This is a genomic window from Actinomadura luzonensis, assembly GCF_022664455.2.
In the GTDB taxonomy this organism is placed as follows: domain Bacteria; phylum Actinomycetota; class Actinomycetes; order Streptosporangiales; family Streptosporangiaceae; genus Nonomuraea; species Nonomuraea luzonensis.
Genome location: NZ_JAKRKC020000002.1, coordinates 2,611,991 through 2,627,867, shown reverse-complemented (window position 1 = coordinate 2,627,867; position 15,877 = coordinate 2,611,991). Strand labels below are relative to the sequence as shown.

Here is a 15,877-nt window from a genome sequence, read left to right as displayed (position 1 = left end):
CCATGCCTAGACAAAGTAACGCGCCTGCAGGCGGAACAACTCGGCGTAGAGCCCGCCGGAGCGGCTCAGCGCGTCGTGGGTGCCGGTCTCGGCGACCCTGCCGCCGTCCAGGACGACGATGAGGTCGGCCGCCCGGGCGGTCGTGAGGCGGTGCGTGACCAGGACGGTGACGCCTCCCGGCAGCCGGCTCGCGCCGGCGTACCGCTGGAACAGCCACTCCTCGGCCCGGGCGTCCAGGCTGGCGGTCGGCTCGTCCAGGATCCGCAGCAACGGCTCCCGCCGCATCGCGGCGCGGGCGTTCGCGACCGTCTGCCACTGACCGCCGGACAACCCCTCGCCGTCCCACGACGTCCGGCCGAGCCGGGTGTGGAGCCCGTCCGGCAGCGCGTCCAGCAAGCGGTCGCCGCCGGCCGTCCGCAACGCCTCCAGGACGCGTTCCGGATCGTCGCCGTGCTCCAGCGAGCCCAGCCCGACCGACTCCCCCAGCCGCAGCTCCAGGTGGTCCGGGTCCTGGAAGGCCGCCGTGACCCGGGCCCGCCACTGCTCAGGGGCGAACCGGGCGAGATCGGTCCCGTCCACCAGGACGCGGCCCGCAGCCGGCCGGTAGAGGCCGCACAGCAGCTTCACCAGGGTGGACTTGCCCGCGCCGTTCTCGCCGACCAGGGCCACCACGGAGCCGGCCGGCAGTTCGAGGTCGATCCCGCTCAGCGCGGGCCGGTCCCGGTCCCCGTACCGGAACCCGAGCCCCTCCAGCGTGATGCCGCGCTCCAGCCGGGACGGGACCGCCGCCGGCGCGGCCGGCACGACGGCCGCCCGTTCCGCGGCGCCTTCCTCGACGACCTGCAGGAACACCCGCGCGGCCCGCACCGACGCGGCCACCCAGGAGAGCTGGCTCAGCAGGGCCTGCGCCTGCCCGACGATCTGGCTGCTGACCGCGGCGGCCGCGACGATGAGGCCGAGCGAGGCGTCACCGGTCAGCCCGGCCCGCACCATCAGGGCGATCGCGGCCGCGTAGGCCAGCACGAACACTACCCAGGCCAGCGCGAGCGGTACCCGGGACCGCAGCTCGGCCACGAGGATGTCGCGGCCGCCGCGGTCCCACTGCTCGCGGTGCCGCCGGCGTAGCTCGCCCGCCAGCCCGAACAGCCGGGTCTCGCGGCCGTGCCCGGCCGTGGCCGCCAGCGTGAACAGGTGCTCGGCCAGCCTGGTACGCGGCGCCGCCCGCTCGACGGCCGCGCCGCGCTCGCGGTCGGCCCTCCGGGTGGCCAGCAGCACGGGGACGGCGAAGAGCGGCAGGACCGCGAGGATCGGGACGACCGCGGCCATCAGGACGGCCGACGCCACCCAGACCAGCGCGGCCCCGGCCAGCCACAGCACCCGGTCGAAGCCCTCGCGGAGGTCGGCGCGACCGGCGCGGACCGCGGCCGCCCTGGCGGCGCGGCCGGGACGCTCGTGGATCTCCAGCGTCGGCGTCGTGCCGGCCACGTCGATGAAGCGGCGCTCGGTCTCGTGCTGGATCTCCTCCGACAGGCGGAGCCGGGTGAAGTAGCCGGCGATGAACGTGCCCTGGGTGAGCATCACGAACACGGCCAGGCACAGCGACAGCACCAGCACCGAGCTCGTCGCGTGCCGGCTCGCCGCCTCGCTGAACAGTCCGAGCAGGACCGCGAGGCCGACCCCGGTCGCCTGCTCCAGGATCGCCACCGCCACGACGACCGGGGTCCTGGCCAGGTCGGTACGGGGCCCGAGGGTGAGGACGAGACGCAGCGGGCCGGTCACGACGAGGCCCCCTGGAAACGCTCCGCCTGGAGCCGGAACAGCTCGGCGTACCGGCCGCCGGCCTCGATCAGGGCCTCGTGCGGGCCGTCCTCGATGATCCGGCCGTCCTCGAGCACCACCACCCGCTGCGCCTTGCGCACGGTCGCGAACCGGTGGGAGACGGCGACCGTCGTGGCGCCGGCCGTCAGCTCGTGGAAGGTGTCGTAGAGCTGGGCCTCGGCGCGGGCGTCGAGGGCGGCGGCCGGCTCGTCCATGATCAGCAGCCGGGCGCCGTGCCGCAGGCCGAACAGGGCGCGGGCGATGGCGATGCGCTGCCATTCGCCGCCCGAGGCGTCGGCCGGCACGGTGTCCCAGCCGTTCGGGAGCCGTTCGATGAACTCCTGGAGCCCGGCCTGCGCGGCCACCGCGCGCAGGCCCTCGTCGTCGTCGGCGTGGGCGAGGGAGCCGAAGGCGATGTTGTCCCGGATCGGCAGCCGGTACCGGCCGAAGTCCTGGAAGACCGCGACGACCTGCCGCTGCCAGGCCCGCCGGTTGGCCTCGTCGATCCGGGTCCCGCCGACGCGTACGCAGCCCCCGCCCGGCGCGTCGAGGCCGGCGAGCAGCCGGGTGAGCGTCGTCTTGCCGGCCCCGTTGAGCCCCACGACGGCCAGCGACTGGCCGGCGGGGATGTCGAGGTCGATGCCGTGCAGCACCTCGCTCGTGGCGCCGGGGTAGCGGAAGCGCAGGTCCTTGACGGAGATCGTGGCGTCCGGCGGCTCGGCGACCGGCGCCGGGTCCGCCCGCCCCGTCACGGCCGGGAAGGCGAGGGCCTCGGCGGCCGCCCGCGAGCCGAAGCCGACGCGGAGCTCGTCCTCGTCCGCCCGCAACAGTTGCAGCAGCGCGCGGACGGCGAGCCCGCCGATGGTCAGGTCCGCCACCGTCGAGTCGCCGGCGGCGGCCCGGTGTGCCAGCTGGTGGAAGACCGCCGCCACGGTGACGCCGGTGGTCACGACCACGACGACGACGAACAGGTCGTGTTCGCGCCGCCGGCGCCAGACCTCGGCCATGTTCGCCCGCCACTGGGACCGGTAGGCGTCGCGGAAGAACGCCGTGAGGCCGAAGAGGCGGACCTCCCGGGCGGGGCCCGGCGTGGTCGGCACGTCCCGCAGGTACGCCGTGCGCCGGAGCTTGCGCGTCTGGCTCACGTTCTCCACGACGGCGATCCGGTAGTTCCTGACCAGCCGGAAGTGGATCGCGGCGAAGACCACGAGGACGACGGTCCCGAGCGCCAGGTCGAGGCCGGCGAGCAGCGCCGCCGAGCCGACGGCGGTGACCCACGTCGAGGTCTTGGTGGACAGTCCGAAGAGGGCTTCTCCGGGCGGCATGTCGATGGCTCCCTCGCCCCGGGCCCGGGCGATCCGGTCGAGGTAGGCGGGGTCCTCCAGGTGGCCGATCGTCGCGGGCTCGGAGACGGCCGTCATCACCCGCTCGCCCAGCCGGCCGGTCACCCGGCGGCCGAGGGCCCGGCCGAGGACGGTGCGCGCGGACTCGGCGAGGTGGGTGAGGAGGAACAACACGACGACGACGGCGATCCACCGGTAGCACGCGCGCGCCTCCGGCGTGTCCAGGCCGCGGCCGATCGCGGTGGTGAGCCCGCCCGCCAGTTCGCCGAGCCCGACGGTGATCCCGACGGGCGCCGCGCCGGCGAGGACGGCCAGGACCGCGGTCAGGGCGGCCATGAGCGGCGCCTGCGCGAAGGCGTACCTGACCAGGGCGGGCACGCGGGTGACGCGGGCGCTCGGCATCGTTCCTCCTGACGGACGGCGGTCGCCCTGCTCGGCCCCGTGCTCCGGAGGCGTCGGCCCGCGTCGCGACAAACACTGCCGCCGGGGACCGCCTCGCCGCAACGCGATTTATGCGTGCGGCCGCGTCAGGAGATGGTGAGGGTGCCGTCCGCTTCGCGGGCGCACGTGACGACGGAGCGGGGCGCCGCCGCGGAGGCGCCGGCCAGGCACTGGCCGAGGACCGCGTGGCCCGCCGCGTTGGGGTGCCACGACTCCTGGCAGGTCTGGAAGTAGGTGACGCAGGTGTTCGCCGCCCGCTGGATGCCGATCTTGTCCCAGCCGGACAGGCTGGTGATGAACGTGCCGGACGGCCCGTCCTGCACCCGGATCGGGGTCGCGAGCGCGCCCGCCGGGCTGCCCGGGTTCTCGCAGAGCCGGGCCCCGTCGAACGCCTGCTGGACGTCGAGCACGCGCACGTCGGCCGCCGGGCGTTCGGCCGCCAGCGTGGCCTGCGCGTTCCTGACCAGGGTGCCGAGGTTCTGGGAGAACTCGTGGCCAGGGGCGAGGCTCGCCCGGTGGATCGGGCATCCGGCGGCGTAGCGCTCGGCGCCGAGGGCGCGGAACTTGTCGCGGGTGTCGGTGCGGCCGTCCTCCTCGTGGTACGGCTCGGCGAGGTCGGGCGGCAGCGGGTTGGTGTAGGTCTGCAGGATCACCTGGTGGGCGCCGTCGGCGTCGACCTGGTCGAGGGTGTCGAGGATCTGGCGCAGGGCCGCGGTGGTCTCGGCGGTGGCGGTGCCGACCTCGGCGTCGGTGGCGAGGTCGGCGGCGGTGCAGGGCTTCTGCGGCACCTCGCCGTTGAGGTAGGCCCAGAACTCCCACCAGCCCGTCCAGGCGTCGGCGATGAAGCGGTTGGCGCACAGCGTGGCCACGTCGCCGAAGGTGAACTGGCTGTTGTTGGAGCCGAGGCCGACGAGGACGACGTCGATGTCGTGCGTCTGGGCGACGGCGCGCAGCTGGTCGAGTTGCGCGGCGACGGCGCGGCCCTCGGGCCGGGCGTTCGAGGGGCTGGCGATGTCGGCGGGCTGGGCGCCGGAGCACGCGAGGTTGAAGCGTTGCTGGATGCCCGGGAGCGACGCCGCGAACACCGAGGCGTTGGCCGAGCGGTGGCAGAAGTAGGCGTTGCTGTTGGGCGCCGACCAGCCGGGGAAGCCCTGCGCCGTGCCGGCGGTGTCGACGACGGGCTGGTAGTCGCCCGCGCCCTCCCCGCTGACGAAGCTGTCGCCGAGCGCGACGGCGGCGGTGGGCAGCGCGGTGGGCAGGGCCGCCTGCGCCGGTCCGCCGTGCGCGACTTGGATGCCCGCCGCGCCGGCCAGGAGCACGGCGACCGCGGCGGCACGCGGGAGGAGCCTACGCATGAGTGGATCACAACATGCCGCGGCGACGGCGTCAACGGGTGATCACGCGCTCCGGCCGGGCGCGGGCTCACGTGTCCCAGTGCTGGTTGGCGCCGCCCCAGCAGGTGTACTGCTGGAGGCGGGCGCTGTCCGCCGTGGACTGGCCGGACACGTCGAGGCACTTGCCCGAGTGCCGGGCGACGATCTCGACGTGGCCCGTGCCGGGCACGGCGCGGAGCTGCCACTGCTGGTTGGCGCCGGTGCCGCAGGTGTACTGGATGACGGCCGCGTTGTTCGCGGTGGAGGCGTTGCTCACGTCGAGGCACTTGCCGGAGTGCTGCGCCACGATGTTGTGGTAGCCGTTGCCGAGGTCGCGGAGCTGCCACTGCTGGTTGGCGGCTCCGGTGCAGGTGTACTGGACGACCTCGGCGGCGTTCGCGGTCGAGGCCTGCAGGACGTCGGCGCACTTGCCGGAGTTCTGGTTGACGATCCGGGTCGTCGGCGCCGGGCCACCGCCGCCGTCGACGGCGTCACCCCAGCCGTAGCGCAGCCGGTTCGCGCCGGACTGGTTGCGGATCGTGAGGTTCTGGTCGGTGCCGCTGCCGCTCCTGGCGTACATCGAGTACCAGTCGTAGCCGATGTCGCCGGGCTTGCCGCCGATGGCCGGCCAGTAGGTGCCGCCCATGGCGTTGTCCCGCATCACCTGGGTGACGGCGCGGATGTGACGGACGAAGTTGTCCGTGCTGCTGGGGTCGGCGTAGTTCAGGCCGTTGTTCATCGGGGCCCCGAACTCGGTGACGACCGCCCGCGAGGCGCAGGCGCCGAGGCGGGTCTGGACGTGGGACCGCCAGCCGTCGTAGGTGTTGGCCGGGTAGAAGAACGCGTAGTGGTGGAACGAGAACAGCGTGCCCGCGAAACGCGCGTCGCCGCACAGGTCGCGGAGGTCCTGGCTGTAGCCGGTGCCGCCGACCAGCACCCGGCCCGGCGGGGCCGAGGGGTGGGCGTTCAGCCAGGCGGCGGCGAGGTCGCGCCACTCGGCCGAGCTGTAGCCGTGCGGCTCGTTCATCGGCTCGAAGTACACCAGGCCGTTCGAGCCGTACTGGGAGGTCACGGTGGACCACATCGAGTGCCACGCCGGCAGGTTGGTGACGCGGCCTCCGGAGGCCGCGCCGTCCTCCCAGTAGGCGAGGATGACCTTCCAGCCGCGCGCCGTGGCGGCGTCGACGGCGCCGCGGTAGGCGTTCCACCAGGCGGTGCCGACGGTGTGGGTGTTGATCGGCAGCCGGACCGTGTTCACGCCGAGTGTCGCCTGCATGTCGTCGTAGAGCGCGTTGGCCTTGGCCTGCACCGTGGCGTAGCTGTCGGAGCCGCTGAGGGCGTCCACGACGAGCGGGCCGGTGCTGAAGTTGTCGCCCGGCACCGCCCAGTTCATGCCGCGGAACTGGCTGGTCGCGGCCGCCGCGGGCGCCGGCCGTAAGGCGGCCGTGGCGATCGGGAGGAGCGCCAGCGCCGCCAGCCCGGTGAGCAGCCGCCTGGCTCGGGATCGGTCCATGGGAAACCCTTCTCGTGCGTCGTCGCGGTGACCCGCGTGTGATCGTTGACGCCCGCCCGGAGGGAAATCCGTCTCGCACCGCCAAGTTAGCGCTAACACAGGCCCGGGGAAAGACCTCCGCGCCCGGCCGGCCCCGCGGCCCGGTCAGGCGAGCCGTACGGGGCCGTCCTCCGGGCGCGGGATCGCGGGCAGCAGCAGGCGTTTGTCCGGCTTGCCGCCCGGGCCCACCGGGACCTCGTCGACGACGGTGATCGTCGCGGGCACGCAGGCGCCGCCGAGGCGCTCGCCGACCAGCTCGCGCAGCGCGTCCAGGTCGGGGACCCGGTCCGCCGCCGGGACCACGAAGGCGTGCGCCGCCTCGCCGGTCTCCTCGTCCGGGGCGGCGACCACGTACGCCTCCGCGACGCCGGGCGCGGCGGCGAGGACGCGCTCGATGGGGCCGGTGTAGTACAGGTTCGCGTTGACGATGACGACGTCCCGGGTGCGGCCGGTCAGGTACAGGCGGCCGTCCGCGTCGAAGTGGCCCAGGTCCCGGGTGCGCACCCAGCCGTCCACGAAGACCTCGGCGCTCCGGCCGGGGTCGTTCCAGTAGCCGGCGGCCTGGGCGGGGGTGCGGACGTACAGCTCGCCGTCCACCCCGGGCGGGACCGGGCGGCCGTCCGGGCCCCGCACCACGACGTCGACGACGTCCGGGGGGAACCCGACCGACGGCGGGACGTCCCACGGCGTGGCCATGGAGATGGTGCCGGTCTCCGTCTGGCCGTAGCCGTGGAACACGACCGGGCCCAGCACGTCGAGCGCCTCGCGCAGCCGCGACGCCGCCAGTGGCGAACCGGACACCATGAGCGCCCGCAGGCTGCTCAGGTCGGCCGGCCGGCGCCGCTGCGCGGCGACCAACTGGTACAGGCGGGGCACGGTGATGACGCTCGCCGTGGCCCCGAGCCCGGTGATCGCCTCCGGGAACGCCGGCGGGTCGGCGACGACCATGGTGCCGCCCGCCGCCAGGGTCAGGACGCCGTACTCCATCATCACCTGGCTGCTCAGCGAGCCGAACACGAGGTAGCGCCGCAACCGGGAGGCCAGCTCCCTGATCGCCGGCGGCCACGCCTCGGGCCGGGCCGTCCAGGCCGCGCTCATGGCGGCGTACGTCTGCGCGCATGCCTTGGGGGTGCCGGTGCTGCCGCTGGTGTACAGCAGGCGGGCGACGTCGCCGGGGCGGCCGGACGGCTGGGGCCGGCCGCCCTCGTCAGGGGTGGCCAGGAGGTCGGCGAGGGCGAGTGTGCCGGTCCCGTCGTCGGCGACGACCGCGGTGACGTCCTGGTGGAGCACGTGGCGCAGCTGGGCGGGGGGCAGCCCGGGCCGTACGCCGACGACCCGGGCCCCCACGACGTGACCGGCGATGACCGCGGCGAACGCCTCGGGCGTGACGCCGAGCCGCAGGGCGACCCCGTCCCCCGGGCCGAGCCCGGCCGCGCGCAGGCCCGCCGCGACCCGCCGGACGAGCCCGAGCATCCGCGCGCCGCTGACGGCGCGGGCGCCGTGCTCGAACACGGTCCGGTCCCCCGCGGCGGCCAGGAGGTCCAGGACCGGCCCCGGGTACGGTTCGCCCGGCCTCGCCTCAGCCGGCATCGGCCAGGCACTCCTTGACGAAGACGACCAGGGGCTGCTGGTGCACCATCGGCAGGTCCCACTCGTTGTCCAGGTTCTCGGCGAGGTGGTGGACCCCGGCGAGCGCGCCGTCGCGGTAGTGGCGCACCACCGGGTGCAGGTAGCTCGCGTCGTGGGCGTTGGCGGCGTCGTTCTCGGTGACGCGCGGGACCGAGATGTCGAACGGGTCCGTGACGTCGTGGTCCTTCCCGTACTCCAGCGTGACGACGAACCGGTGCCCGGCGGGCCCGAGGCCGCCGTCGGCGACGTACGCCACCGGCACCTCCTCCTGGTACAGCGCGACGCCGCCGGCCGCCACCGAGACCACGTCGCCGAGCACGCCGAACTGCTGCCACAGCGCCGAGGACCGGTTCACCCTGGCGATGATCGCGTCGCTGATCGCGTCGGGGGCCGCCGCCACCTGCCGGGCGGGCCAGGGGGTGCCGTGGTGGCGGGCGGCCAGGATGCGGTACAGGGCGCGGGTCCCGTACCGGAAGCCGTGGATGAAGCCGTTGGTGGAGTTCTTGAAGTCGCGCGCCTGGGTGAGGGTGCCGGTGAAGTACAGGCCGGGCACGCCGGTCGACTCGTACGCGGGCGTCTGCTCCGGGAACCGGTCGTCGATCACCAGCGGCGGACGGCAGCCGTCGTCGAACACCGACGCGTCGAACCGGAACCCCGTGCACGCGATCACCCGGTCGTAGTGCAGCTCCCGCAGCGCCTCCACGGTGCGCGCGTAGCGGAACAGCACCCGGTACGTGCCGTCGTCGCGGCGTTCGATGCTCTCCACCGTGCCGTCCAGGACGGAGTTCTGCGACTTGAGCTGGTAGCTGTCGAGGAAGTTGTTGTTCACCGCGCGCAGGTGCCCGACGTAGTGCGACTGCCAGGCCATCCTGATGGAGTGCGGCCCGGCGACGTGGATGACCGCCGCCCGCTCCATCAGCGCGTCCGCGGTCTCGAAGCCCGAGTTGCCCTTGCCGATGATGAGGACCCGCTGCCCGGTGAAGGAGCGCGGGTCCGGCTCGAACGTGTCGTAGCGCTCGGCGGTCTCGATGCCGGGGATCGGCGGGACGTACAGCTCGGAGACGCCGGTGGCCATGACGAGGCGGCGGGCGCGCCACGAGCGCCCGTCCCGGCCGGTCGCGGTGAACCCGTCTTCGTCACGGCCGATCCGTACGACGTCGGCGCCGTAGCTCACCCGCGCGCCGGTCGCCCGCGCGAAGTCGGCCAGGTAGCGCACGAGGTCGTCGGCCTGCGGGAAGTACCGCTCGCTGTAGCGGGTGAACAGCAGCTCCGGATCGTCGCTGAGCAGCGAGTTCCAGTCCATCCGAAGCCGCAGCTCCGGATCCGCGTACCCGGTGTGGACCTTGTTGATGGAGATCAGCTGGCGGTGCCGCGGGAACCTCGTGAAGAAGGTTCCGGGACCGGCCCCGCGTTCCAGGACGACATAGTCATGACCGTCGCGTTCGAGGAGGGCGGCCAGCTGCAGCCCGGCCGGCCCGGCACCGATGATCAGGTAGTCGTGCGCCATGCGTCGGACGCTACGAACGCAATCTCAGAGGTTTCTGAGAATCCGGGCCTAGCGTCAGGGGCATGACCGCAGCCGAAAGCCTGACCAGCACCAGTATCAGCCTCGATGCCCCGCTGACGGCCGCCGACCTGCGCCGCGCCGCGACGCCGGTCGCCGTCCTGGCCGGCGACGGGGTGCGCGCCCGCGTCGAGCGCGGCCGCGACTTCCTGCGCGACGTGCTGAGCGAGGAGGAACGCCCGGTGTACGGCGCCACCACCGGCTTCGGCGCGCTCGTCGGCTTCCCCGGCAGGCAGGAGCAGGCCGACCAGTGCGACAACACCCTGGCCCACCTGGGCGCGGGCCAGGGCCCCGACCTGGACCACGCCGTGTGCCGGGCCGCCCTCCTCGTCCGCGCGCGGTCCCTGGCCCAGGGCGTGTCCGGGGTCTCGGCGCACGTCGTGGACGGGCTCGCCGCGATGTTCGCGACCACGTTCGTCCCGGCGGTCCCGCGTTACGGCTCGGTCGGCGCGAGCGGCGACCTGATCCCCCTCGCGTACGCCGCCCAGGCGCTGCGCGGCAGGGGGGAGGCGTACGCGGGCGGGCGGCGCAAGCCGGCGGCCGAGGCGCTGCGCGAATGCGGGCTGACCCCGCTGACGCTCGACGGCCGCGACGCGCTCGCGCTCGTCAACGGCACCTCGCTCACCACGGCGGCGACCGCCCTGGCCCTGGACTCCGTCCGCGCCTCCCACCGGGCGCTGCAGGCGCTCACCTGCCTGCTGGCCGACCTGCTCGGCTGCGACCCGGGCTTCCTCGACCCGCGCCTGATGGACGCCTACGGCCACCGCGGCGCGATCGACGTCGCCGCCGGCATGCGGGCGACGCTGGCCGGGATCACCCCGTCGGGCACGCGGGCGCTGCAGGAGCCGTACAGCATCCGCTGCTCCCCGCAGCTGCTGGGCGCGGCCGAGGACGCCCTGCGCTACGCCGACGGCGTCGTCGCGGCCGACCTGTCCAGCGTGAGCGACAACCCGCTGTTCTTCCCTGACGACGACCTGGTGGTGCACGGCGGCAACTTCTTCGGCCAGCCGGCCGCGTTCGCCTCCGACGTCCTGGCGATGGTCACCGCCCAGCTCGGCAACCTCGCGGAGCGGCAGCTCGACCTCCTCGTCGACCCGGCCCGCAACGGCGGCCTGCCGCCGATGCTCGCCGCCGGCCCCGGCCGCCAGCACGGCATGCAGGGCGTGCAGCTCGCCACGACCGCCCTCGTGGCCGAGCTGCGCCACGCCGCCCTGCCCGCCGGCACGCAGAGCCTGCCGACGAACCTGCACAACCAGGATGTGGTGCCCTTCGGCACCCAGGCGGCGTTGCGGGCCTACGACATGGCCGCGCTGCTCGCCCTCCTGTGCGGCTCCCTGGCGGTGGGCCTGCGCCAGGCCGCCCACGTCGGCGCCCGCCGCCCCACCTCGCCGTCCTGCGCCGCCCTGCTCGGCGCGTTGTCCGAGGCGGTCCCCCCGATCGACCCCGACCGCCCGCTCGACGCCGACGTCCGCCGGGCCGCCGCCCTGCTGGTCAGCAGCCGGTGAAGTGCCGGTCCGCGGACCAGCCCGCGCCGGCCCAGGACCGCGGCGGCGGGGGCGTGAAGCCCGGGTACAGCTTCGCCAGCTCCTTCAGCAGCCAGACGGTGAAGCGGGCGGCGCCCTGCGGGCAGGTGTGGATGCCGTCGGCGCTGCGGTCGGGCATCCCGTCCCTGACCCGCCGGTAGGCGCCGCCCCACACGGCGGCCGCGTCGAGGAAGGCCGCCCGGCCGGCGGAGGCGGCCGCGACCTTCCTGGCGACGCCGGGTGCGCGGTTCAGGTCGGCCAGGTGCGGCCGGTAGAAGTCGTCGGGCCTGATCGGCGGGGAGGTGAGGAGGACGAGCTTCGCGCCGGCCCCGCTCACCGTGGCCAGGAGCCTGTCGTAGGCCGCGCGCTGCTCCCCCGGGCCGCCCCAGTCGTAGGTGGTGAGCTGGTAGATCACCACCGTCGGGCGGGCGGCGGCGATCCGGCCGGGCAGCTTCTCCCAGTTCCGGTCCGCGAAGGGGCCGACGACGTTCCCGCCGCCGTCCGCGGCGAGGGAGGTGAAGGCGACGCCGCCGGCCTCGAACGCGGCCGCCAGGGGCAGCGCCTCGCCGGCCGCGACGGAGTCGCCGAGGAACAGCACCCTGGCGGGCCCGGACGCGCCGGGCCCGGCCGGCGGGCCGCTCGCGTCCGGGGTGCCGCTCGCGTCCGGGGTGCCGGCGCAGGCGGCGGTCAGCAGCAGCGCGGCCAGGCCGAGGGCGAGGGTTCGTGTCGTGGTCATGGTCACGGTCATGGCTCCGACGGTGCCGCCGAGCTGTCCCGGCGCCTCCACCGGCATGTCGCCGTTGTGTCGCAAGTGCCCGCCTGTCCGGCCAGGCCGGCGGGCGCCGACCATACTGGACGGGTGGCGGCGATTCTGCTCATCGAGGACGATCCCCTGGTCCGGCGCGGGCTGCAGCTCGCGCTGCGCGGGCACGGCCACGACGTCCGCACCGCGGACACCGGCGAGGACGGGCTGCGTGAGGTCCGCTCGGCCGCGCCCGACCTGGTGGTGCTCGACCTCATGCTGCCGGGCATCGACGGGGTGGAGGTGTGCCGCCGCCTCCGCGCGTCCGGTGCGGTGCCCGTGATCATCCTCACCGCGCGCGGCGACGACTTCGACGTCGTCGGCGGCCTGGAGGCGGGCGCGGACGACTACGTCGTCAAACCGGTGCGGCCCACCGTGCTCGACGCCCGGATCCGCGCCGTCCTGCGGCGCGCCGCCGACGCCGCCCCCGACGACGGGGTGCGCGTGCACCGCGGCCTGCGCATCGACACCGCGTCGCTGACGGTGACGGCGCACGGCGAGCCGGTGCCGCTGACGCCGACCGAGTTACGGCTGCTGCTGACCCTGTCCGGGGCGCCCGGCCGGGTGTTCAGCCGGCAGCGGCTCCTGGAGCAGGTGTGGGAGCACGACTACCTCGGCGACTCCCGGCTCGTCGACAACTGCGTGCAGCGGCTGCGGGCCAAGATCGAGGACGATCCGGGCGCGCCGGAGTACGTGCAGACCGTCCGCGGGTTCGGCTACCGGTTCGGGCCGCTGTGACGTGGCGGCCCTGGCCGCGCGGGCTGCGCGCCCGGCTGCTGGCCGCCGTCGTGCTGGTGACGGTGCTCGGCGCGGCGGCGGCGGCGTGGGCGAGCGCCCGGTCGGCGCGCTCCGCGCTGGTCGACGCGGCCCGGCAGCGGCTCACCCAGGCCGTCGCCGGGCGGATCGGCGCGATCGCCCCGCAGCTGACGTACCCGCCGGACCAGGGCGCGCTCGACCGGCTGCGCGCCGCCGTCGGCCAGGACACGGTGGTGACGTACCGGGAGCTGCGCTCCGGCACCGTCACCGGCACCGGGCCGGCCACCGGGCCGGTCACGGGCGCGCTGCGCGCGGCGGTGCGCGCCCGGCCCGCGATCGCCACGCAGCTCGTCACCGCGGCCGGCCGGCCGTTCCTGCTGATCGGCACGCCCGTCGTGCTGACCGCGCCGGACGGCGCGCGCACGCCGTCCGGCATCGAGGTGTACACCGCGCGCGACCTCACCGACGTCGAGCGGCAGGTCGACGGCCTCACCCGGTCGGCCGTCCGCACCTCGGCGCTGGCGCTGCCGCCGGCGGTGCTGCTCGCGCTGCTGGCCGCGCGCGGCGTCCTGCGGCCGGTGCGCGAGCTGCGCGACACCGCGCGCCGGCTGGCCGCGGGCGACCTCGGCGCCCGCTCACCGCCGCAGGGCGCCGACGAGCTGGCCGACCTCGCCGTCACCGTCAACGAGATGGCCGGGTCGTTGCAGCGGATGCAGGCCGACGCCAGGAGGTTCGCCGCCGACGTCTCGCACGAGCTGCGCACGCCGCTGAGCACGCTGATGGCGGTGGTGGACGTGCTGGCGACCGCGGCCGCCGGGATGGAGCCGGACGCCCGGGAGTCCTCGGAGCTGGCGATCGCTGAGACGCACCGGCTGGTCGCGCTCGTGGAGGACCTGATGGAGGTGTCCCGGTTCGACGCCGGCACCGCCCGGCTGCGGGTGGAGGACACCGACGTGGCGGCCGCCGTGCGCGGCTGCCTGCGCGCCCGCGGCTGGCTGGACCGCGTGGAGCTGGCCGCGCCGGACGGCGTCGTCCTGCGGCTGGACCGGCGCCGGCTGGACGTCGTCGTGGCCAACCTGGTCGGCAACGCGCTGCGGCACGGGGAGCCGCCGGTGCTGGTGCGGGTCTCCGCGTCGCGCGGCGAGGTGCGGATCGAGGTCACCGACAGCGGTCCCGGCCTGCCCGAGGACGTGCTGCCGCGCGTCTTCGACCGCTTCTACAAGGCCGACGCCGCCCGCCCCCGCACGCCGGGCAGCGGGCTCGGGCTGGCGATCGCGCTGGAGAACGCCCGCCTGCACGGCGGCGACCTCACCGCCGGCAACGCCGCCGGCGGCGGCGCCCGGTTCACGCTGCGGCTGCCACGCGGCCAGGAGGACGGGTGAGACGGCTCCGCGCGGCGCTGGCGGTCGTGCTGCTCGCGGGCTGCGGGATCCAGCCGTCCGGCGTGACCGGCGGCGGCCGGGCCCCGACCGGGGTGGCGCCCGGGGTGACGCTGTACTTCATCGGCGCGCACGGCGAGCTGCGGCCGCAGCTCCGGCCCACCGGCCGGCTCGGGACGATCCCCGAGGCGCTGGCCCTGCTGCTGGCCGGGCCCGGCGACTCGGACGTGCGCACCGGGATCGCGCCGACCACGAACACGCGGGTCGGGGTGGCCGCCGCCCCGGGCGTGACCGAGATCCGCGTGCCGTTGACGGCGGACGACGTGACCGCGCGGGGCATCGACCAGCTCGTGTGCACCGCGCTGGGCGTCCACGTGCAGAGCGGCGGGGCGCGGAGCATGAAGGTGCGGATCATCTTCACCCTGGACACGCCGGAGTCGGACAAGCTGCGGACCTGCCCGCTGATCAGGTGATCAGCCCAGCTTGGTGACGTCGACCGGGGCCGGGGCCGGCGCGGGCGCCGCCCACGACCCGGCGAGGACGATCATGAGCGCGACGGCCGCCAGCACCCCGCTCCGCCCTCTGGCCCACCCGGCGCGGAACCGGATCGGGTCCTCGATGAGGTGCTTCGACAGCGCGGCCAGGACGATCGACACGCCGGCCATCATGGCCGTCCAGGTCCATCCGCCGAGCCCGGTCCGCTGCGGGGACAGCAGCACGATCACCGGCCAGTGCCACAGGTACAAGCTGTAGGAGATCAGCCCGCACCAGCGCAGCGGCCGCCACGCCAGCGCCCGGGCGACCGGCGTCCGCGGCGCCCGCGCGCACCGCCTGATCAGCAGCGCGGCGGCCAGCGAGTGCGCGAAGAGCCCGCCCGTGAACAACCACGGCGTGTCCGTCCCGTCGGCCAGCAGCCACATCGCGCCGATCCCGGCCGCGAGCGCCGCCGGCCCGGCGCCTGCCCATGGGCCGGCGGCGCGCGCCCGCGCCGGGCGGGTGGCGGCCAGGGCGCCCAGCAGCAGCGAGAACGCCCGCGTGTCGGTGCCGGTGTAGACCCGGGTCGGGTCGGCGGGATCCAGCAGGACGACCATCAGCACCAGCGAGGCGGCCGAGACCAGCGCCGCGACCGCCGCGCCCCGGCGCTCCACCCGGCCCGCCCGCCGCGCGGCGATCGCCAGGACCACCGGCCACACCAGGTAGAACTGCTCCTCGACCGCGATGCTCCACAGGTGCCCGAACACCCGGCCCGGCCCGAACCTGTCCCAGTAGCCGGCCGACTCCGCGAGCAGGTGCCAGTTGGCCAGGTTCGCCTGCACCCACGGGCCGTCCGAGAGCGTCGTCCGCACCAGGTCCGGCGGCCCCGCCACGCGGACCACCACGGTGACCGAGGCGAGCATGCCCGCCAGCGCGGGCAGCAGCCGCCGGGCCCGCCTGCCCCAGAACGCGGCGAGCGAGACGGCGCCGGTCGTCCGGACCTCGCGCAGCAGCAGATCGGTGATCAGGTAGCCGGACAGGATGAAGAACAGGTCCACGCCGAGGAACCCGCCGGGCAGGTGGCCGGTGTGGAACAGCAGCACCCCGATGATCGCGACACCCCGCAGGCCGTCCAGGGCGGGCAGGTGCGGCCTCCGTCCGGGGGGCGGCGCGGCCTGTCCGGCCGATCGCGCTGACGTCATGACGCCGAGCGTGCCGCTCCC

General features: G+C 75.2%; 12 protein-coding genes. 4 read left to right on the top strand and 8 right to left on the bottom strand.

Annotated features, from left to right (window positions below):
- Positions 1 to 6: 6 nt before the first annotated feature.
- From MF672_RS42470 to MF672_RS42445, 6 genes are all read right to left on the bottom strand, one after another.
- The gene (locus MF672_RS42470) at positions 7 to 1,779 is read right to left on the bottom strand and encodes an ABC transporter ATP-binding protein (protein ID WP_242376150.1); all 1,773 of its coding nucleotides are present in this window, start codon (positions 1,777 to 1,779) and stop codon (positions 7 to 9) included.
- On the bottom strand, positions 1,776 to 3,563 hold the full coding sequence (locus MF672_RS42465; protein WP_242376151.1) for an ATP-binding cassette domain-containing protein: 1,788 nt from the start codon (positions 3,561 to 3,563) through the stop codon (positions 1,776 to 1,778). Before MF672_RS42465 ends, MF672_RS42470 begins: the two co-directional genes overlap by 4 nt.
- Before the next feature lie 125 nt (positions 3,564 to 3,688).
- On the bottom strand, positions 3,689 to 4,957 hold the full coding sequence (locus MF672_RS42460) for an SGNH/GDSL hydrolase family protein (RefSeq protein WP_242376152.1): 1,269 nt from the start codon (positions 4,955 to 4,957) through the stop codon (positions 3,689 to 3,691).
- Between the two features lie 67 nt (positions 4,958 to 5,024).
- Positions 5,025 to 6,488: a ricin-type beta-trefoil lectin domain protein gene (locus MF672_RS42455; RefSeq protein WP_242376153.1), complete on the bottom strand. Its 1,464-nt coding sequence runs from the start codon at positions 6,486 to 6,488 to the stop codon at positions 5,025 to 5,027.
- Between the two features lie 144 nt (positions 6,489 to 6,632).
- Positions 6,633 to 8,117, bottom strand: coding sequence for a class I adenylate-forming enzyme family protein (locus MF672_RS42450; protein ID WP_242376154.1), 1,485 nt, complete (start codon positions 8,115 to 8,117; stop codon positions 6,633 to 6,635).
- A complete protein-coding gene (locus MF672_RS42445) occupies positions 8,107 to 9,663 on the bottom strand; it encodes an NAD(P)-binding domain-containing protein (RefSeq protein WP_242376155.1) in 1,557 nt (518 codons plus the stop codon). The genes MF672_RS42450 and MF672_RS42445 overlap by 11 nt, the downstream gene beginning before the upstream one ends.
- Before the next feature lie 62 nt (positions 9,664 to 9,725).
- On the opposite strand from MF672_RS42445, the gene MF672_RS42440 reads away from it, so the two are divergent.
- Positions 9,726 to 11,225 (top strand): aromatic amino acid ammonia-lyase, encoded by a 1,500-nt coding sequence (locus tag MF672_RS42440; RefSeq protein WP_242376156.1) that lies wholly within the window; start codon positions 9,726 to 9,728, stop codon positions 11,223 to 11,225.
- Here the strand turns inward: MF672_RS42440 and MF672_RS42435 are convergent.
- On the bottom strand, positions 11,212 to 12,054 hold the full coding sequence (locus MF672_RS42435) for an SGNH/GDSL hydrolase family protein (protein WP_242376157.1): 843 nt from the start codon (positions 12,052 to 12,054) through the stop codon (positions 11,212 to 11,214). The two genes, MF672_RS42440 and MF672_RS42435, sit on opposite strands and share 14 nt — an antisense overlap.
- Positions 12,055 to 12,102: 48 nt before the next feature.
- On the opposite strand from MF672_RS42435, the gene MF672_RS42430 reads away from it, so the two are divergent.
- Genes MF672_RS42430 through MF672_RS42420 form a run of 3 tightly spaced genes read left to right on the top strand, consistent with a single transcriptional unit; the run spans position 12,103 to position 14,653 of the window.
- On the top strand, positions 12,103 to 12,783 hold the full coding sequence (locus MF672_RS42430) for a response regulator (RefSeq protein ID WP_242376158.1): 681 nt from the start codon (positions 12,103 to 12,105) through the stop codon (positions 12,781 to 12,783).
- A complete protein-coding gene (locus MF672_RS42425; RefSeq protein WP_242376159.1) occupies positions 12,780 to 14,183 on the top strand; it encodes an ATP-binding protein in 1,404 nt (467 codons plus the stop codon). The genes MF672_RS42430 and MF672_RS42425 overlap by 4 nt, the downstream gene beginning before the upstream one ends.
- Positions 14,180 to 14,653 carry a hypothetical protein gene (locus MF672_RS42420; RefSeq protein ID WP_242376160.1) on the top strand — a complete coding sequence of 158 codons (474 nt, stop codon included), beginning with the start codon at positions 14,180 to 14,182 and terminating at the stop codon, positions 14,651 to 14,653. The genes MF672_RS42425 and MF672_RS42420 overlap by 4 nt, the downstream gene beginning before the upstream one ends.
- Here MF672_RS42420 and MF672_RS42415 read toward each other — a convergent pair whose 3' ends face one another.
- The gene (locus MF672_RS42415) at positions 14,654 to 15,856 is read right to left on the bottom strand and encodes an acyltransferase family protein (RefSeq protein WP_242376161.1); all 1,203 of its coding nucleotides are present in this window, start codon (positions 15,854 to 15,856) and stop codon (positions 14,654 to 14,656) included.
- Between the last annotated feature and the right edge of the window lie 21 nt (positions 15,857 to 15,877).

Excerpts from the sequence above, each read along its gene's own strand:
- MF672_RS42465 (WP_242376151.1), bottom strand. The coding sequence starts at position 3,563 with ATGCCGAGCGCCCGCGTCACCCGCGTGCCCGCCCTGGTCAGGTACGCC.
- MF672_RS42460 (WP_242376152.1), bottom strand. The coding sequence starts at position 4,957 with ATGCGTAGGCTCCTCCCGCGTGCCGCCGCGGTCGCCGTGCTCCTGGCC.
- MF672_RS42455 (WP_242376153.1), bottom strand. The coding sequence starts at position 6,488 with ATGGACCGATCCCGAGCCAGGCGGCTGCTCACCGGGCTGGCGGCGCTG.
- MF672_RS42450 (WP_242376154.1), bottom strand. The coding sequence starts at position 8,117 with ATGCCGGCTGAGGCGAGGCCGGGCGAACCGTACCCGGGGCCGGTCCTG.
- MF672_RS42445 (WP_242376155.1), bottom strand. The coding sequence starts at position 9,663 with ATGGCGCACGACTACCTGATCATCGGTGCCGGGCCGGCCGGGCTGCAG.
- MF672_RS42440 (WP_242376156.1), top strand. The coding sequence starts at position 9,726 with ATGACCGCAGCCGAAAGCCTGACCAGCACCAGTATCAGCCTCGATGCC.
- MF672_RS42415 (WP_242376161.1), bottom strand. The coding sequence starts at position 15,856 with ATGACGTCAGCGCGATCGGCCGGACAGGCCGCGCCGCCCCCCGGACGG.